This window comes from Kitasatospora sp. NPDC058170, assembly GCF_042883905.1.
Classification (GTDB): domain Bacteria; phylum Actinomycetota; class Actinomycetes; order Streptomycetales; family Streptomycetaceae; genus Kitasatospora.
Genome location: NZ_JBHVUV010000005.1, coordinates 16,952 through 31,849, shown reverse-complemented (window position 1 = coordinate 31,849; position 14,898 = coordinate 16,952). Strand labels below are relative to the sequence as shown.

At 73.1% G+C, this 14,898-nt stretch carries 9 protein-coding genes and 1 pseudogene; 1 reads left to right on the top strand and 9 read right to left on the bottom strand.

All coding sequences use genetic code 11. From position 1 onward, the window contains the following. From ACFVVX_RS07815 to eccD, 9 genes and pseudogenes are all read right to left on the bottom strand, one after another. Nucleotides 1-3,085 (bottom strand): annotated as a pseudogene (locus tag ACFVVX_RS07815) (hypothetical protein); the annotation flags it as partial. A 74-nt stretch (nt 3,086-3,159) separates the two neighbouring features. Next, nucleotides 3,160-3,459, bottom strand: a complete 300-nt coding sequence (locus tag ACFVVX_RS07810; RefSeq protein WP_387942587.1) for a hypothetical protein — start codon at nt 3,457-3,459, stop codon at nt 3,160-3,162. Further along, on the bottom strand, nt 3,452-3,916 hold the full coding sequence (locus ACFVVX_RS07805) for a YbaB/EbfC family nucleoid-associated protein (RefSeq protein ID WP_387942585.1): 465 nt from the start codon (nt 3,914-3,916) through the stop codon (nt 3,452-3,454). Before ACFVVX_RS07805 ends, ACFVVX_RS07810 begins: the two co-directional genes overlap by 8 nt. Nucleotides 3,917-3,954: 38 nt before the next feature. Continuing rightward, entirely contained in the window at nt 3,955-6,249 is a 2,295-nt protein-coding gene (locus ACFVVX_RS07800; protein ID WP_387942583.1) for a hypothetical protein, read from the bottom strand. A 148-nt stretch (nt 6,250-6,397) separates the two neighbouring features. Continuing rightward, entirely contained in the window at nt 6,398-6,784 is a 387-nt protein-coding gene (locus ACFVVX_RS07795) for a hypothetical protein (protein WP_387942581.1), read from the bottom strand. A 3-nt stretch (nt 6,785-6,787) separates the two neighbouring features. Beyond that, entirely contained in the window at nt 6,788-7,090 is a 303-nt protein-coding gene (locus tag ACFVVX_RS07790; RefSeq protein ID WP_387942579.1) for a hypothetical protein, read from the bottom strand. Between the two features lie 115 nt (nt 7,091-7,205). After that, entirely contained in the window at nt 7,206-7,565 is a 360-nt protein-coding gene (locus ACFVVX_RS07785) for a hypothetical protein (protein WP_387942577.1), read from the bottom strand. Nucleotides 7,566-7,663: 98 nt separating this feature from the next. Next, the gene (eccB, locus tag ACFVVX_RS07780) at nt 7,664-9,112 is read right to left on the bottom strand and encodes a type VII secretion protein EccB (RefSeq protein WP_387942575.1); all 1,449 of its coding nucleotides are present in this window, start codon (nt 9,110-9,112) and stop codon (nt 7,664-7,666) included. Between the two features lie 96 nt (nt 9,113-9,208). Next, nucleotides 9,209-10,588 (bottom strand): type VII secretion integral membrane protein EccD, encoded by a 1,380-nt coding sequence (gene eccD, locus ACFVVX_RS07775; RefSeq protein ID WP_387942573.1) that lies wholly within the window; start codon nt 10,586-10,588, stop codon nt 9,209-9,211. 296 nt (nt 10,589-10,884) lie between these two features. Here eccD and eccCa point away from each other — a divergent pair, with 296 nt between their 5' ends. Next, nucleotides 10,885-14,880 (top strand): type VII secretion protein EccCa, encoded by a 3,996-nt coding sequence (gene eccCa, locus ACFVVX_RS07770; protein ID WP_387942571.1) that lies wholly within the window; start codon nt 10,885-10,887, stop codon nt 14,878-14,880. Nucleotides 14,881-14,898 lie beyond the last annotated feature (18 nt).

Sequence of the window (14,898 nt, the reverse complement as noted above, 5' to 3'; positions counted from 1 at the left end):
GCTTCGGAGCCTTCGTCACGTTCTCGGGCTTCGGCGGAGCAGGCGTATCCGCCGTCGGACCACCCGCCGCCCGCTGCCGCGCCTGCGACTCCAGGACCGAGTTCGCGATGTCCGAACGCGCCGCCTTGTCCCCCGCACCCAGGCCATAACCCTTGTTCGGGAACGGCTCCGGCTTCGGCTTCGGCTCCGGCGCCGCATCAGCCCTGCGCTCGACATCAGCGAGCGTGGTGATGTTCGAGTCCGGCTTCGGAGCCTTCGCCGCGTTCTCGGGCTTCGGCGGAGCAGGCGTATCCGCCGTCGGACCACCCGCCGCCCGCCGCCGTGCCTGCGACTCCAGGAACTGTGCTCCCGGCGAGAGGACCTCCTCGACCCTGTTCCGGAGGTCGCCCGGGGCGGTGGGCTCCAGCGGACCGTTCTTCGGGGCGTCCTTCTCACCCGGTCCGCCGCCGTCCCGCGGGCCCGGCTTCGTGCGGCCGTCGTTCGCGACGGGGCCGTTCGCCTGGTTCTCCGCACCGATCGGAACCAGCGTGCCCTTCTTCGGCTCGTCGCCGTCGGACTGGTCGCGCTTGGGGCCCGAGGCGTCCTTGTCGGGCCGGGTCTGATCCGGCTTCAGGTCGGACTTCGGGTCCGGCCTCGGCTCCGGCCGGTTCGGGCCGGCGTCCCGGTTTCCGCCCGGTCCACCCGGACCGCCCTCGGTGCGCGGCGGCGGGCCGTCTCCTCCACCGCCGCCCTTGGGCGGGTTCGGGGGGTTCGGGCCGGGCTTCTGGTCCGGCGTCGGGTCGGGCCTGAGGTCGGGGCCGCCCGGGCCGGCGTCCTTGTGCCCGCCGGGGCCGCTCGGGCCGCCGGGGCCGCCCTCGGTCTGCGGCGGCGTGCCGCCCCCGCCGTCCTTCGGCGGGAGGTGGCCGGGGTTCGAGCCAGGGTTCGGGCCCTGGTTCGGGCCGGGATTGGCGTTGGGGTCCACGTGCGGCTTCGGACCGCCGCCGGGCCCGCTGTTGTGCCCGCCGGTGGAACCACCCGACGTCGCGGTGGAACCCGACGTCGCGGTGGAGCCGCCGGTGCGGTTGGCGCCGGCGTCGGCGTTCCTGCGCGCGTCGTTCCCACCGCCACCGGAGGATTCGGTGTTCCGCCGGGGGGCGGGCTCGGGGGCCTTCTGGTTGCCCGTACTGTCCTTCGAGCCGGACCTGTCACTCCCCCCTGACTTGTCGCCGCCACCCGACTTGTCGCTTCCGGCGGACCTGTCGTTCCCACCCGACCTGTCGCTCCCGCCGGACCTGTCGCTCCCGCCGGACTTGTCACCGCCACCCGACCTGTCGCCCCCGCCGGACTCCGTCACGACGCCCGGCTTCGGGGCATCCGGCTTCGGGGCATCCGGCTTCGGGGCACCACCGGACGACGAGGAGCCGCCGCCGCTCTTGTGGTCCGAACCGGAGGTGCTCGGCCCGCCCTCGGTGCGGTGGGAGGCGGGCGGCGTGGCGAGCGACGTCGTGGCGCCGGCCGCGTCGCCGCTGTGCAGGTGCGCGGTGCCGCCCGGGACGTGGTCGTAGCCGCCGGGTCGGGGCACCGGGAAGGGCGCGGGGTGGCCCGAGATGTTGCTGATCGCCGACAGCAGGTTCAGCGGGTGCATCGCGCCGTAGTACTTGCCGTTGGTGGCGTTGATCTGGGAGCTGTCCAGCCCCCGGACGAAGTCCACGTACTTCGTGGTCAGCGGCGAGGCCAGCCCCATGATCATGTGGCGGGCACCAGCCATCATGAAGCCGCCGAGGAAGCTCATCCCGCTGGCGGACCACTCGCCGTAGTAGATCTTGTTGAAGAAGCCCTCGGTGAGGTACTGGTTGGTCCCCATCTTGATCTGCTCGCCGAGGACGTGCCCCAGGACGAACATGGTGTTCATCCGGTCGACCCGGCCCGCGAGTTCGGGCAGCTTCTCGGCCAGCGTCCGCAGGCCCGCCGACGGGACGTGGGAGCCCCCCTCGGCGATCTCGCGCAGGGCGGTGGCGAAGGCGGTCCGGCTCGCGGCCGACCTGGCGCCGTTCTCGGCGAAGGTCTTGCCGAAGGCACGACCGAGATCCCTGGCCGTGGTGTTCCCGAGTTCCTTGCCGAGCCCCTTCTCGAAGATCTTCCCGAGGTTCTCCGCGAACCGCGCCCCGGCCGCGGCGCCCACCTTGCCGCCGGCTCCGAAGCCCTTCGACATGTACTGGGAGTTCTGCTTGAGCAGCTTGCTGATGTTCTTGGCGAACTCGGAGGCCGCCGGGTTGGCGAGCAGTCGCCCGGCCTCCTTGCCCACGCCCTTGGCGGCACCGCCCGCCGCACCGCCCGCGGCGCCGGAACCGAGCTCCCTGATCAGGGTGTTCAGTTCCTTGGTCACGAAGATCTTGGACAGGCCGGCGCCCAGCATCTTGCCGAGACCCATGCCCAGCAGGTGCAGCGGGCCGGCGATGGCTCCGCTGATCGCGCCCATGATCGCGGCCTGCTTGGTGAGCTCCTTGTCCCACTCGTGCCGGTTGCCCTGGCCGAACTGGATGCCCTGGAGGATCGCGTCCAGGACCAGGCCGCCCACCACGCCGAAGAAGGTGTGCGTCACGATCACCTGGACGAGCTTCTTCAGCAGGCCGATGATGATCAGCTTGACGGCCTGCTTGAACCCCTCCGCGGCGACCAGCGAGCCTCCGGCGGTGAACGGGGAGAAGGCGATGGCCAACGCGATCTCGATCAGCAGCTGGACGATCTGACCGATGATCATCCACTTGGTGTACTCGACGGTGTTCGCGACCTTGCCCGCGAACTGGCCGAGTTCCCCAGCGAGTTGCCCTGCCGTGGTGAGGTAGTCGACCTCCTCCTTCTCGCCGATGAACCGCCCCATCTCCTTGGCGAACGCCTCGGCGGCCTCCCCCTCGAACTTGCTGCGGCAGGCCACCACCAGGTCGGAGATGTACCCCCGGAGCTTCGGCAGGTCCTCGGCGAGCGCGGCGTAGTCGTCCCGGACGTCCCGCAGCAGGCCCTCGTCGGACTCCGGCCACGGCATGCCGGTGAGGACGTGGAAGAACGTCGCGACGCCGGGCGAGACCTTGATCGACGAGTGGGCCATGGCGGGGAGCCTCCGACTGCGAAGCTGGCTGGTACGGGTGGGGAGGGGTGCCGGGGGCTGTCGCCGGCGGCCGGTCAGACCAGGTCGGCGGCGTGCTCGTCGGCGGCGTCGAAGAGGTCGGCGGTGCTCTGGCCGTGCTCTCCGACGCTCAGCAGCTTGAGCTTGATGCTGCCGACCAGGTCGTTCAGGCTCGTGGTCGGTTTGTCGACCTTGCCGTGGTACTGCGTGCCGATCTGGTCGTGCCCGCCGCCCTTGACGTTCTTCAGCCCGATGTCCTTGAGCTCGCGCTCGATCTTCTCGACCAGCGCCGCCATCTCCGGGAACTTGGTGAACTCCGCCTTCAGGTCGTCGAGCTTCTTGAGCTGCTTAGCCATTGAACTCCTCCTGCTTGTCCGAGCGCTTGGCCTCGTCGCCCCCCGGCCGCATCGCGGTGAGCGGCGCGAGCAGCGCGTCCAGGTCCAACCCGCCCGGACCGCCGAGCAGTTCGTCCTCGCGCTCGCCGGTGAAGGCCATCCGCAGCGACTCGCCCACCCCGTCGAAGGAGCGCATCGAGCTGGCGATCTTCTCCCCCATCCGGGCCTGGGCCTCGTTCAGCACGTCCTTCAGGACGGCGGCGAGGTGCGCGGGGGCCATCTCCTGGTAGGCGGTGGTGTGGAAGGTCAGCGCGAGCACCTGGCCCTGCGGGCCGATCTTCGCGGTGACCAGCCGGTCCTTGGTGGTCACCGAGGCGCTCGACGCCTGCAGCTCCCGGGTCATCGCGGCCATCTTGGCCTGCTGCTCCTCCAGGGACGCCATCGCCTGCGCGAGGTGCTCCTCGAACGAGAACTCCATCTCCGTACCCTTCTCGACTGTGGAAACGCGGGACCGGCTCAGCGGCCGATCACGCCGTGGACCGCACCGGTGTCGGTGCCCCAGACGTCCTCGTCCTCGGACAGCCAGGTGGTCCGCTGACGGTCCTTCTCGCCCTGGGCGCCCGTACCGCCGCCCATGCCCCCGCCCATCGGCATCATCCCGCTGCCGGTTCCGGCGCCGCCGCCACCGCTGGTCGCCACCGAGCGGCCCCGCATCGCGGCCTCCTCGGCGGCGAGGGCCGCGGCCTTCTGGGCCGCCTTGGCCTCCGCCTCCCCGGTGGCGAGGAGCTTGTTGGTGGGTGCGATGCCGTTGCTGTTCTCGATGCCCTTGGGGCTCATCCCGCCGCCGGAGCCGACCAGCCGCGGCAGTTGGCCCGCTCCGGAGCCGGTGCCGCCGCCCGCGCCGCCGCCGGTGCCGCCGAAGACGCTCCCGTAGGAGCCCGGCACCACGGTGGTCGAACCACCGGAGCCGCTCCCGTAGTCGCCGGAGCCGCTCCCGTACCCTCCGGCCCCGCTCCCGAGACCGCTGGAACCGGTCCCGATGCTGCCGAAGATGTTCGGGTCCAGCTGCCAGGTCGAACCGGTGGACGGCGGACGGGAGATGACGGTCCCACCGCCGCCGCCACCCGCGCTGATGGCGTCGAGCGCGTGCTGCTGGTCGCGGTACCGCTGGATGGAGTCGGCGATCGGCTTGCCGCCCGCGTCCAGCAGGGTGCCGTCCGCGGCGATCGAGCCGCCCTTCTCCAGCACCACGGGGTTGCCGTAGGCGTCGAGCACCGGCTTGCCGTCCGGGCCGAGCACCGTGCCGTCCTCCCGGACGGTCGAGCCCTTGGGCACCTTCGCGTTGGGACCGTAGATGCCGCCGCCGGTGCCCGGCGCGACGTGCGAGCCCTCCGGCACCACGACCTGCTTGCCGTTCTTGTCCAGCACGGGTTTGCCGTTGGCGTCGAACAGCTTGCCGCCGGCGCCGATGTACCCGCCCGGGGGGAGCAGCACCGGCTTCTTGTCGGCGCCGAGGACGGGCTTGCCGTTCTTGTCCAGGATCTGGGCACCCCCGCCGCCGCCGAGACCCCCGCCGAGGCCCCCTCCGCCGCCGCCGATGGTGCCGCCGTTCGGGTTCGGGGGGAGCTTCCCGCCGCCACCGCCGCCGATGTCCGTCTTGGGCCCACCGCCCGCACCGATGTCCGTCTTGGGACCGCCGCCCCCGCCGATGTCGGTCTTGGGCCCGCCCTCACCGGTCGGCGGCGGCTTGGGTCCGTCCTCGCCGCCACCGGGAGCCGGAGGGGGCTCGACCGGGGGCAGCTGCAGCGGCACCTTCCGGAGACCGGCCTCGTACTTGGCGTTCGCGGCCGTGAACTTGCCGTCCAGGAGGTCCAGCACGGTCCGCGCGCCCCACTGGACGGTGTTGTCGATGTGGGCCGACCAGAGCCGCTTGGCCTCCTGCTCGATCTTGTCGAAGAACTCCTGGTTGTGCGGGTCCCCGTACGAGCTCGTCACCTTCACCACGGGCGGGGCCCCCTGGTTCGACATGGTGACGGTGATCCGCGCCGAGGCCAGGACCTTGGTGAGGAGGTTGTAGGTGACCAGGGTGGGCCAGGCGTCGTCGCTGTGGTACCAGTTGAAGTAGGCGTTGTAGATGCCCCCGATCGCCGTCTTGAGATCCGTCTTCAGGGTCTCCAGGTCCGCGGCGAAGTTGCCCCGGGCCAGCTGGTACTGCAGGCCGTCCAGCTCGTCGCCGAAGGACTGCAGCAGGGCCTTGAACTCGCCGGCCGCGCTCCCCTGCCAGCTGCCGTCCGGGGCGTCGGTCCGCTCGGCCCACCTCCCGACGGCGTCCTTCCAGGTGGTCAGCCACTTCGTCACGTCGGTGAGCGCCTTGGCCGCCGTGGTGAACGTCTCGGCGTCGACCGTGTCGTTCCACTTCGGGGCCGTCCCCAGCATGGGGTAGAACACCTCGTCGCCGAGGTGCATGAACTTGGAGAGGTCGCCGGCCGGGTCGTTGCCCCAGTCGGTGTAGTTGATGGAGATCCCCACCACGAAGCTGTGCGGGTCCCCCCAGGCGTCCAGGTAGTTCCAGGCCCACCAGACGTCCGTGGGCGCCCCGTCGTGCCCCTTGTCGGTCAGCGTCGCCTTCTTCGTGTACGGGGCCTTCGCCCCCGTGAAGTGCTTGTAGTGCTCGACCTTGAGGTTGCTGCCGCTCTTGTACCAGCTGGCCAGGCCGGCGCCGATGATCTTCTTCCGGTCGCCGAGGCCACCCTTCTGGGAGGCGGAGGACGCGAACGCGCCGGCGATCTGCTCCCACGTCAAGTCGGACATGCTGACACCCTCTCAAGGCGTGTGAAACGGCGGTGTACGGAGGAGTTGCGGGTCTCGGTGCGGAATCGGCGGCACCCGGTCGGCCGCCCCTGCGGGCGGGCCGTTCCGCCGGGACGGTTCCGCACACCGCCGCCGGACGCGCAGGGGGCTACTTGCCGCCCGCCATCACCTTGTTCAGGACTTCCATCATCTGCGCGGTCGTCAGCGCCTCCTCGTGCGCCCGCTTCATGATCTCGATGGCCCGGTGGATCGCCAGTTCGGCGTCGAGCATCTGGGTGTCGAAGCTCTTGAGGATCTCGTGGAGGGCCTTGGAGAAGGCCGCGAACCTGGCCTGGAGGTCCGCCCCGGCCTGGAAGGGCGCGGATCCGGCCAGCAGCTTGAGCTGGCCGCCCTCGAACTTCATCACGGCCTGGTACCCGGTGTCGGCCAACAGCGCCGTCTGGAACGCCTGGAGGCACTCCTTGATGAAGGTGTTGAGGTCCTCCTCGTTCATGCTGAGGGTGGGACCGCTGCCGATCGGATCGTTGCTGGCCATCCGTCAGCCCGTCGCGGCGGCGGCGCGGTAGTCGGCGTCGCGCAGCAGGCCGTGCATCTCGCGCAGCTTGTTGGCCGCCTCGTTGACCTGTCCGCTCATGACGGTGTCGAGGGCGTCCAGCTTGTCGGCGAAGGTCTTCGCGGCCGTGGCGAGTTCACCGCTGAGCTTGGTCTGCTCCGCCCGGATCGCGTCGCGGAAGCTCTCCATCTCCGACTGCATCTTCAGGCCGGCGGCCTGCAGGTCGTCCGCCGCGTCGTCGATGTTGGCGTGGTTGAGCCTGATACCCGAAGGCGTGGGGCTTGACATGGAAGGGGTCCTTTCGGTTGGTGGCCGGGCGGCCTCGCGGCGCCCGCGGGATCGGGCGCGGGGACGGCGCGGGGCGCGGCGGCGCGGATCGGGTGGGGAGGGCCGGCGAGAAGGGTCAGTGGCCGGTGGGGTTGAGACCGGCCTCGACGATGGCGGAGTAGCCGCCGCCCACGCTTCCGGCCACGTGGTAGGCGTTGTCGTGGCCCGTGAAGACCGTCTGGCTGCCTGCCTGCAGGTCGGCGTGGAAGCGGTCGTACATCTGCGTGAGCTGGATGTACTCGTCGTGCCACTCCTTCATCTTCTGCACGTAGAGGCTGCTGCAGGCGGCCTGGAAGTGCTCGTGGATCTCCGTGTTGATGCCCTCCACCGCGGCGGCGGCGGACTTCATGGTGCCCATGTGCGTCTCCACGTTGTGGAGGACGTTCTTGACCGTCGTGTTGTCGATCTGGAGCGTGCCGGGGTTGGGAGTGGTCACCGGATTCCCTTCGTCGGGGGGTGGGCCTGCGGCGGTTGCCGCGGGGAGGGTCGCAGGACCCGCTTACTCGGTTCAACGGACCGTCGGCGGGCGGTGGTTCACCGCGTGCAGGCCGGGGCGGAGGCGCGCGCGGCGGGAGCGGCGGCGGTCAGCGCGGTCGGGTCGAGGCTGGGCCCGGTCGGGAGGAGGGTCAGCAGCGCCTCGGGGGCGCCCGACGGGACGGTGGCGCCGTAGCCGAGCTGCTTGGCGACGGCCGCCGAGGCGAGCGGGTACTTCACCCCGGCGTCGGTGACCAGGTAGAGGGTGCCGCCGAGGCCCGCACTGGACAGGGCCCGGACCAGGGAGCCGCCGCCGGGCCGGACGGCGATGCTGTCGGCGCCCGCGCAGGCCGGCTCCACGCCCGGCTGGGCGGCCGGCGGCGGACCCGCGACGGCGGCGGCGTCGAGCAGCGTCACCGAGGTGGTCGGCGCCTGGTCGGTGAGCTTCGACTCGGCGCAGACGCCCCGGCCCTGGGGGACGGTCACCAGCTCCGGCGGCGCGGCGGGAAGCCCGGCGGCGGCGGGAGCGGGCTGGGCGGCCGGGGCGGTGTGCCCGGCGAGGTCGGCCGGGCTGAGGGCGGCGGGGGTGACGGCCGCGTTCCCGTAGGCGGCGCTCTGGGTGCGCAGGTCGTTGCGGAACAGCTCGAAGGCCATCCGGCTGAGCGGGGTGAGTCCGGCCGGGGTCAGCAGGTACGGGTCGCCGCCGGGGCCGGTGAAGAGCTGGCCGAACCGGGTGGGCCCGGCGGTGAGCTGCGGGCCGGCGGCGCCCCGGGACTCCACCTCGGGGGCGGCCAGGTCCGGGCCTGCGGGCAGGGAGTTGAGGAAGGCGGCCGTCACCGGGTAGGCGGTGACGGCGGTCTGGCCGAGGGCCTGGCGGGCGCCGTTGCGGCTGTCCAGGCGGAGCCGGCGGCCGTGCCAGAGCAGGTACTCGGCGCCGTCGGGGGCGGCCACCAGCGTGCCCTGGTTCTCGGTGAGGCCGGTGCCCCGGCTGCCGGGGCCGATCGCCAGGGCCAGCTCCGTGCGGCGGGCGCCGGAGGGGCCGGGCCGGCTGACGGCGCAGGCGAGCCAGGGCGCGTCGGCGAGCCGGTCGGCGCCGGGCAGGCCGTCCGGGGCGCCGAGGATGCCGACCGGGGCGCCGCGCGGGGTGTCGGCCAGCGAGTTCACGCTGACCTGGTCGACCACCAGTTGGTCGCCGGCCAGCAGCCGGGCGCTGGCCTCGTTCAGGACCGGTCGCAGGCTGCCGTCCAGGTAGAGGTAGCGGGCGCCGCTCTCCTTGACCACCACCAGGGTGCCGGGCTTGCGCCAGCCGGTGGCACCGCCGGGGACGAGCGCCCCGTACACGGCGACCCCGAGGCACACCAGGACGGCGATGATCAGCCCGGTCAGGGTGCCCCGCGAGGTGCGCCCGGAGGGGGTGTCGGGGGCGTCGGGTTCACCGCGGAGCATGCCGGTGGCGAGCCTGCCCATCACGAACAGGTGGGCCTGCACCTGGTCGCGCTTCGACTGCATCTCGTGGTTCTCCTCGGGGCGGCGGAAGGTGGTGGTCCGTCAGGGCCGGTCAAGGCGCTCGGACAGGGCCGGACAGGGCCGGACCGGGCAGAGGTCCTAGCCGGCGATGGCCCGCAGCGCGTGGTAGACCCCGGCGACGGCCAGCGCCAGCGGGAGCACGGCGATCGCCGCGAGCGAGTGCAGCAGGTCGGCGGCCCGGCCCCAGTAGGGCAGCAGTCGGCGGCCCGGGATGGTCCAGGCCGTGATCGCCAGTGCGGCGGCCACGGCGAGCAGTCCGGCCAGCAGCAGCAGGCGCCCGCCGGTCGACTGGCCGACGGCGGCGCCGCCGAACAGCAGCGCCAGCCCGTAGACGCCGGGGAGCAGGACGGAGAGCCGCTGCGGGATGCTGCCGACGGCCCGGCCGTGCAGCAGCAGCAGGACGGACAGGGCGGCCGTCAGAAACGGTGCGGCCCAGCCGTCGACGCCGGCCAGCACGGTGGTGCACAGCGTGAGGACCAGCCCCAGCGCCAGGTGGAAGGAGGTCAGGTAGCCGTCGGCGACGTCGCTGCGGCTCAGCACGGTGCTGCTGGGGAAGGGCGTGATCCCCTCCTGGAGCTCCTCGGCGTTGCGGGGCAGCGCGGGCAGGCGCAGTCCGGACAGCCGGAAGCAGATCCCGGGGACGAACGCGCCGATCACGACGGCCAGGACGGCGAGGGCCGCCGCCGTCTCGGAGGCGGTCATGCCGTTCAGCAGCAGCACGCCGGTCAGGACCGCGTGCAGGGCCACCAGGGCGGTGCCGAGGAAGAGCGGCGCCGAGCAGCCGACGGCGGCCACCGCGAGGACCGCCGCGCCGGCGGCGGCGGAGCCGCCGGCCAGCAGCCGGGCCCCGGTCGCCCCGGCCCCGCCACCGGTCGGCAGCAGGCCGCCGGCCAGGGCCAGGTAGGGCACGGCCATGGCGCCCAGCGCGGTGCCGGCGCCGGCGTCGCCCACCGCGCGGGCGGCGCTCAGGGCGCCGAGCAGCAGCAGGACCCCGGTGACGGCGGCGGCGATGTCCCGGGTGTGCTGCGGGCCGGGGAGCAGCAGCAGGGCCAGCCCGCCGGCCAGGGCGGCGACGGCCAGGGCCAGCGCCAGGTGGTGGGTCAGCGCGGGCCGCCAGGTGTCGGACCGGGCCCGCATCCCGGTGGCGACGCCGTCCGCCATGTCGTCGAAGTGCACCTCGGGCAGCGGGTCGCGGCGCGGGCGCAGGTGGAGTTCGTCCCCGTCGTGCAGGTCGAGCGCGTCGGCGCCGAGCTCCTCGTCCAGCGGGGCACCGCCGAGCCGTTGGAGGATCCATCCGTCGTGCTCGATGCCCTGCTCGTCCACGCCGGGCCCCGCGTAGCCGAGTACGGCCGGCAGCAGGTCCGCCAGGGGAACGTCCACGGGCACCGCGAGTTCGAACACCGCGTCGGGTGTCCGGAACCTCAGGCGGCACAGTCCGGCAACGGCAGTCCCGTTCAAGACTCTCCAATCTCCACCGACCCGGCCGGAAGCGGCGGCGCAGCGGAGCGCCCCGGCGGGATGTACCTGACGGGGTGGGCGCCCCGGCTGCCGCCTGGGGGAAGAACGGGCCGGGGCGCCGCCCGCACCGGGAGATACGGCGGGCGGGGCCCGGGAGGTTCACCGTGCGCCGGAACCCGTCCGGACGGCCGGCCGGTGAACCCCCGGGGGGCCGCCGTCCGTGCACCTGGACGGACGACACGCGTCCCGGGCCGCGGATCACCGGCCGGCCGTCCCCCATCGCAAGGAGCCCTGCGTTGAGCGTGGTGCTGGTCAACCGTCCGCCGAGGCGCCCCGGACCGGAGATGCCCGACGGCGAGATCCAGTTGCAGGAGCCGCCCGCCCTCCCCGAGGCGCAGAGCGGCATGGCGAGCGTGATCAGCATGGCTCCGATGGCGCTGAGCTCGCTCTCGATGGTGTTCATCTTCCTGCGCCCGGGTGAGGGCGGCGGCATCCTGATGTACATCGCGATGGGCATGATGGCGCTCTCCGCCGTGGGCATGCTGGTCACCCAGCTGATCCGCGGCTCCAGCGACCGCAAGCGGGAGCTGCGCGCCGAGCGCCGGGACTACCTGCGCTACCTGTCCCAGATCCGCCGCCAGGTGCGCGGCCACATCACCCGCCAGCAGGAGGCGCTGGCCTGGCGCCACCCCGCGCCGGCCGTGCTGGCCGCGCTGGCCCGCACCTCCCGCCTGTGGGAGCGGCGCAGCGCGCACCCCGACTTCGGGGACGTCCGGATCGGGACCGGTCCGCAGCGCCTCGCCGTGCGGCTGGCTCCGCTGGCCACCAAGCCGGTGGAGGACCTGGAGCCGCTCTGCGCGCACGCGCTGCGCCGCTTCATCAACGCCTACGGCACCGTCGCCGACCAGCCGATCGCGGTCTACCTCCGGGGCTACGCGCAGATCCTGCTGCGCTCCGACGACCGCGCGGCGGCCCGGTCGCTGGCCCGGGCGGTGCTGGCCCAGCTGGCCGTCTTCCACGCCCCCGACGAGCTGCGGATCGCGGTCGTCACCGACGCGGAGCACCGCGCCGAGTGGGAGTGGACCAAGTGGCTGCCGCACGCCCTGCACCCGGTGGACACCGACGGGGTGGGGCCGGTGCGCCTGGTGGCGGGTTCGGTCGCGGAGATCGAGCAGCTGCTCGGCGAGGAGTTCGGGGCCCGGCCGCCGTACGAGCAGGACGCCCAGCCCGGCCGGGACGAGCCGTACACGGTGATCGTGCTGGACGGTCCGCAGGTCGGCCCGACCAGCCGGGCCGCGCTGGCGGGCTACCGCAACGCCACGCTGCTCGACCTCGGCGACACCCTGGAGTGGAAGCCGCTGCGGTTCCGGCTGCGGCTGCGGATCGAGGACGGCGCGCTGGCGATGGTCGGCGCGGACCGCAACCACCGGGACGACATCACGCCCCTCGGCCGCCCCGACGCCCTGTCGGCCGTCGCCGCCCGCCGGCTGGCGGTCGGGCTGGCGCCGTTCCGGATCGGGGACACCACGGAGTCCGGCGAGCCGCTGGAGACCGACTTCGACCTCGCGATGCTGCTGGGGATCCGCGACCTGAACCAGCACGACGTGGTCGAGACGTGGTCCCGGCGCGGCATCGCGGACCGGCTGCGGGTGCCGCTGGGGATCGCCGGCGACGGCTCGCCCGTCGAACTGGACATCAAGGAGTCGGCGCAGGGCGGCATGGGCCCGCACGGCATGCTGATCGGCGCCACCGGCTCCGGCAAGTCCGAGCTGCTGCGGACCCTGGTGCTGGCGCTCGCCGTCACGCACTCCTCCGAGGTGCTGAACTTCGTCCTGGTGGACTTCAAGGGCGGCGCGACCTTCCTCGGCCTGGACCGGCTGCCGCACACCTCGGCGGTGATCACCAACCTGGCCGACGAGGCCTCGCTGGTGGACCGGATGCGGGACGCCCTGCACGGCGAGCTGGTCCGCCGCCAGGAGCTGCTCCGGTCGGCCGGCAACTACAGCTCGCTGCTGGACTACGAGACGGCCCGCGCCGCCGGGACGCCCCTGGAGCCGCTGCCGACGCTGTTCGTCGTGGTCGACGAGTTCAGCGAACTGCTCGCCGCGCACCGCGACTTCATGGACCTCTTCATCATGATCGGCCGCCTGGGCCGCTCGCTCGGCGTGCACCTGCTGCTCGCCTCGCAGCGCCTGGACGAGGGCCGGATGCACGCCCTGGAGTCCCACCTGTCCTACCGGATCGGTCTGCGGACCTTCTCCGCCATGGAGAGCCGGGGCGTCCTCGGCGTTCCGGACGCCTACCAGCTGCCCTCGCAGCCCGGCAACGGCTTCCTGCGCAGCGACATCGCCACCCTGACCAGGTTCAAGGCCGCGTACGTCTCGGGGCCGTACCGGGCCAGGCGCCGGGCGGCCCGCCAGGAGGTGGTGGCCGGCCAGGTCGCCGCCTACGGCACCGAGTACGTGGCACCGCGCCGGGCGGCGCTCCCCGTGGTGGAGGCGCAGCAGCCGGAGGCGCCCGAGGAGACCCGCACCCTGCTGGACATCGCGGCGGCCAAGCTGACCGACGCCGGGCCGCCCGCCTACCAGGTGTGGCTGCCGCCGCTGGGCGTGCCGCCGACCCTGGACGAGCTGCTGCCGCCGCTGGCCCCGCACCCCGAGTACGGCCTCACCACCGAGAGCGACGCCGACCGGGGCTCGCTGACGGTACCGGTCGGCGTCGTCGACCGGCCGTTCCAGCAGGTGCGCGACCTGCTGGTCGCCAACCTCTCCGGCGCCGACGGCCACGTGGGCATCGCCGGCGGCCCGCAGAGCGGCAAGAGCACCCTGATCCGCACCCTGCTGACCGGGCTCGCGCTCACCCACACCCCGAGCGAAGTCCAGTTCTACTGCCTCGACTTCGGCGGCGGCACGCTCTCCGCGCTGCGCGGGATGCCGCACGTCGGCGGGGTCACCGGCCGGCACGACCCGGAGCGGGTGGTGCGCACCATCGCCGAGGTCAACGCGATCCTGGGCCGCCGCGAGCTGCGCTTCGCCGAGCTGGGCATCGACTCCGTCTCGTCGTTCCGGCGGCGCCGGGCGGCCGGCGAGCTGCCCGAGGAGCAGCACGGCGACGTCTTCCTGGTCATCGACGGCTGGAACACCATCCGCCAGGAGTTCCCGGACATCGCCCCCGCGCTGACCCTGATCGCCCAGCGCGGCCTCAACTACGGCATCCACCTGATCGTCGGGACCACCCGTTGGGGCGAGGTCACCGGCGCCCTGCGCGACCTGCTGGGCACCCGCTTCGAGCTGCGGCTCGGTGACGCGGTCGACTCCGCGATCAACATGCGGGCGGCAGGGAAGGTCCCGAAGATCCCCGGCCGCGGCCTGACCTCGGACGAGATGCACTTCCTGACCGCGCTGCCCCGGATGGACGGCGGCAGCGGCACGGACGACCTCGGGGAGGGCGTCGCCGACCTGGTCGACGCGCTCGCCGACCACTGGACCGGCCCGCGCGCGCCCGAGGTGCGGATGCTGCCGCTCTCCCTGGACGCCGCCGCGCTGCCCGCCCCCGAGGGGCAGCTCCGGATCCCGATCGGCCTCCAGGACACCACCATCGCGCCGCTGTGGCACGACTTCGAGGAGTCGCCGCACCTGGTCGTGGTCGGCGACAGCGAGTCGGGCAAGACCAACCTGCTGAAGCTGGTCACCGCGGCCGTCACCACCGCGTACACGCCCGAGCAGGCGCGGATCATGCTGGTCGACTACCGGCGCGGGCTGCACGAGGCCGTCCCGGAGGAGTACCGGCTGGGCCACGCGGTCGCCGTGGACGTGCTGCGGCAGATCGTCGACGGCGCGGCCCGGGCGATGGCCAACCGCGTGCCCGACGCGGACATCGCGCCGGCCCGGCTCCGGCTGCGGGACTGGTGGGAGGGGCCCGAACTGTTCATCGTGGTCGACGACTACGAGCTGGTGTCGGGATCCTCGGGCAGCATGACGGCCGGGCACCCGTTCGCGGCGCTGTTCGACTTCCTCGCGCAGGGCACCGAGCTCGGCCTGCACCTGATCGTGGCCCGCAGCGCCAACGGCATCGGCCGCGGCGCCTCGGACGCCCTGATGCGCAAGCTGGAGGAGGTCAACACCCCTGCGGTGCTGCTGTCCTGCCCGCCGAGCGAGGGCTACGTGTTCGGCAACATCAAGCCCCGCAACCTGCCGGCCGGCCGCGGTCAGTACATCACCCGCCGCCGCACCGTCCAGGTGCAGACCGCGATCGCGACGGCGGCCGAGGGGGAGGGCGGGGAGCTCGTCTAGGGGGCCGTTCTTTGGGGC

Coding starts and splice junctions, on each gene's coding strand:
- ACFVVX_RS07810 (WP_387942587.1), bottom strand. CDS start 3,459: ATGGCTAAGCAGCTCAAGAAGCTCGACGACCTGAAGGCGGAGTTCACC.
- ACFVVX_RS07805 (WP_387942585.1), bottom strand. CDS start 3,916: ATGGAGTTCTCGTTCGAGGAGCACCTCGCGCAGGCGATGGCGTCCCTG.
- ACFVVX_RS07800 (WP_387942583.1), bottom strand. CDS start 6,249: ATGTCCGACTTGACGTGGGAGCAGATCGCCGGCGCGTTCGCGTCCTCC.
- ACFVVX_RS07795 (WP_387942581.1), bottom strand. CDS start 6,784: ATGGCCAGCAACGATCCGATCGGCAGCGGTCCCACCCTCAGCATGAAC.
- ACFVVX_RS07790 (WP_387942579.1), bottom strand. CDS start 7,090: ATGTCAAGCCCCACGCCTTCGGGTATCAGGCTCAACCACGCCAACATC.
- eccB (WP_387942575.1), bottom strand. CDS start 9,112: ATGCAGTCGAAGCGCGACCAGGTGCAGGCCCACCTGTTCGTGATGGGC.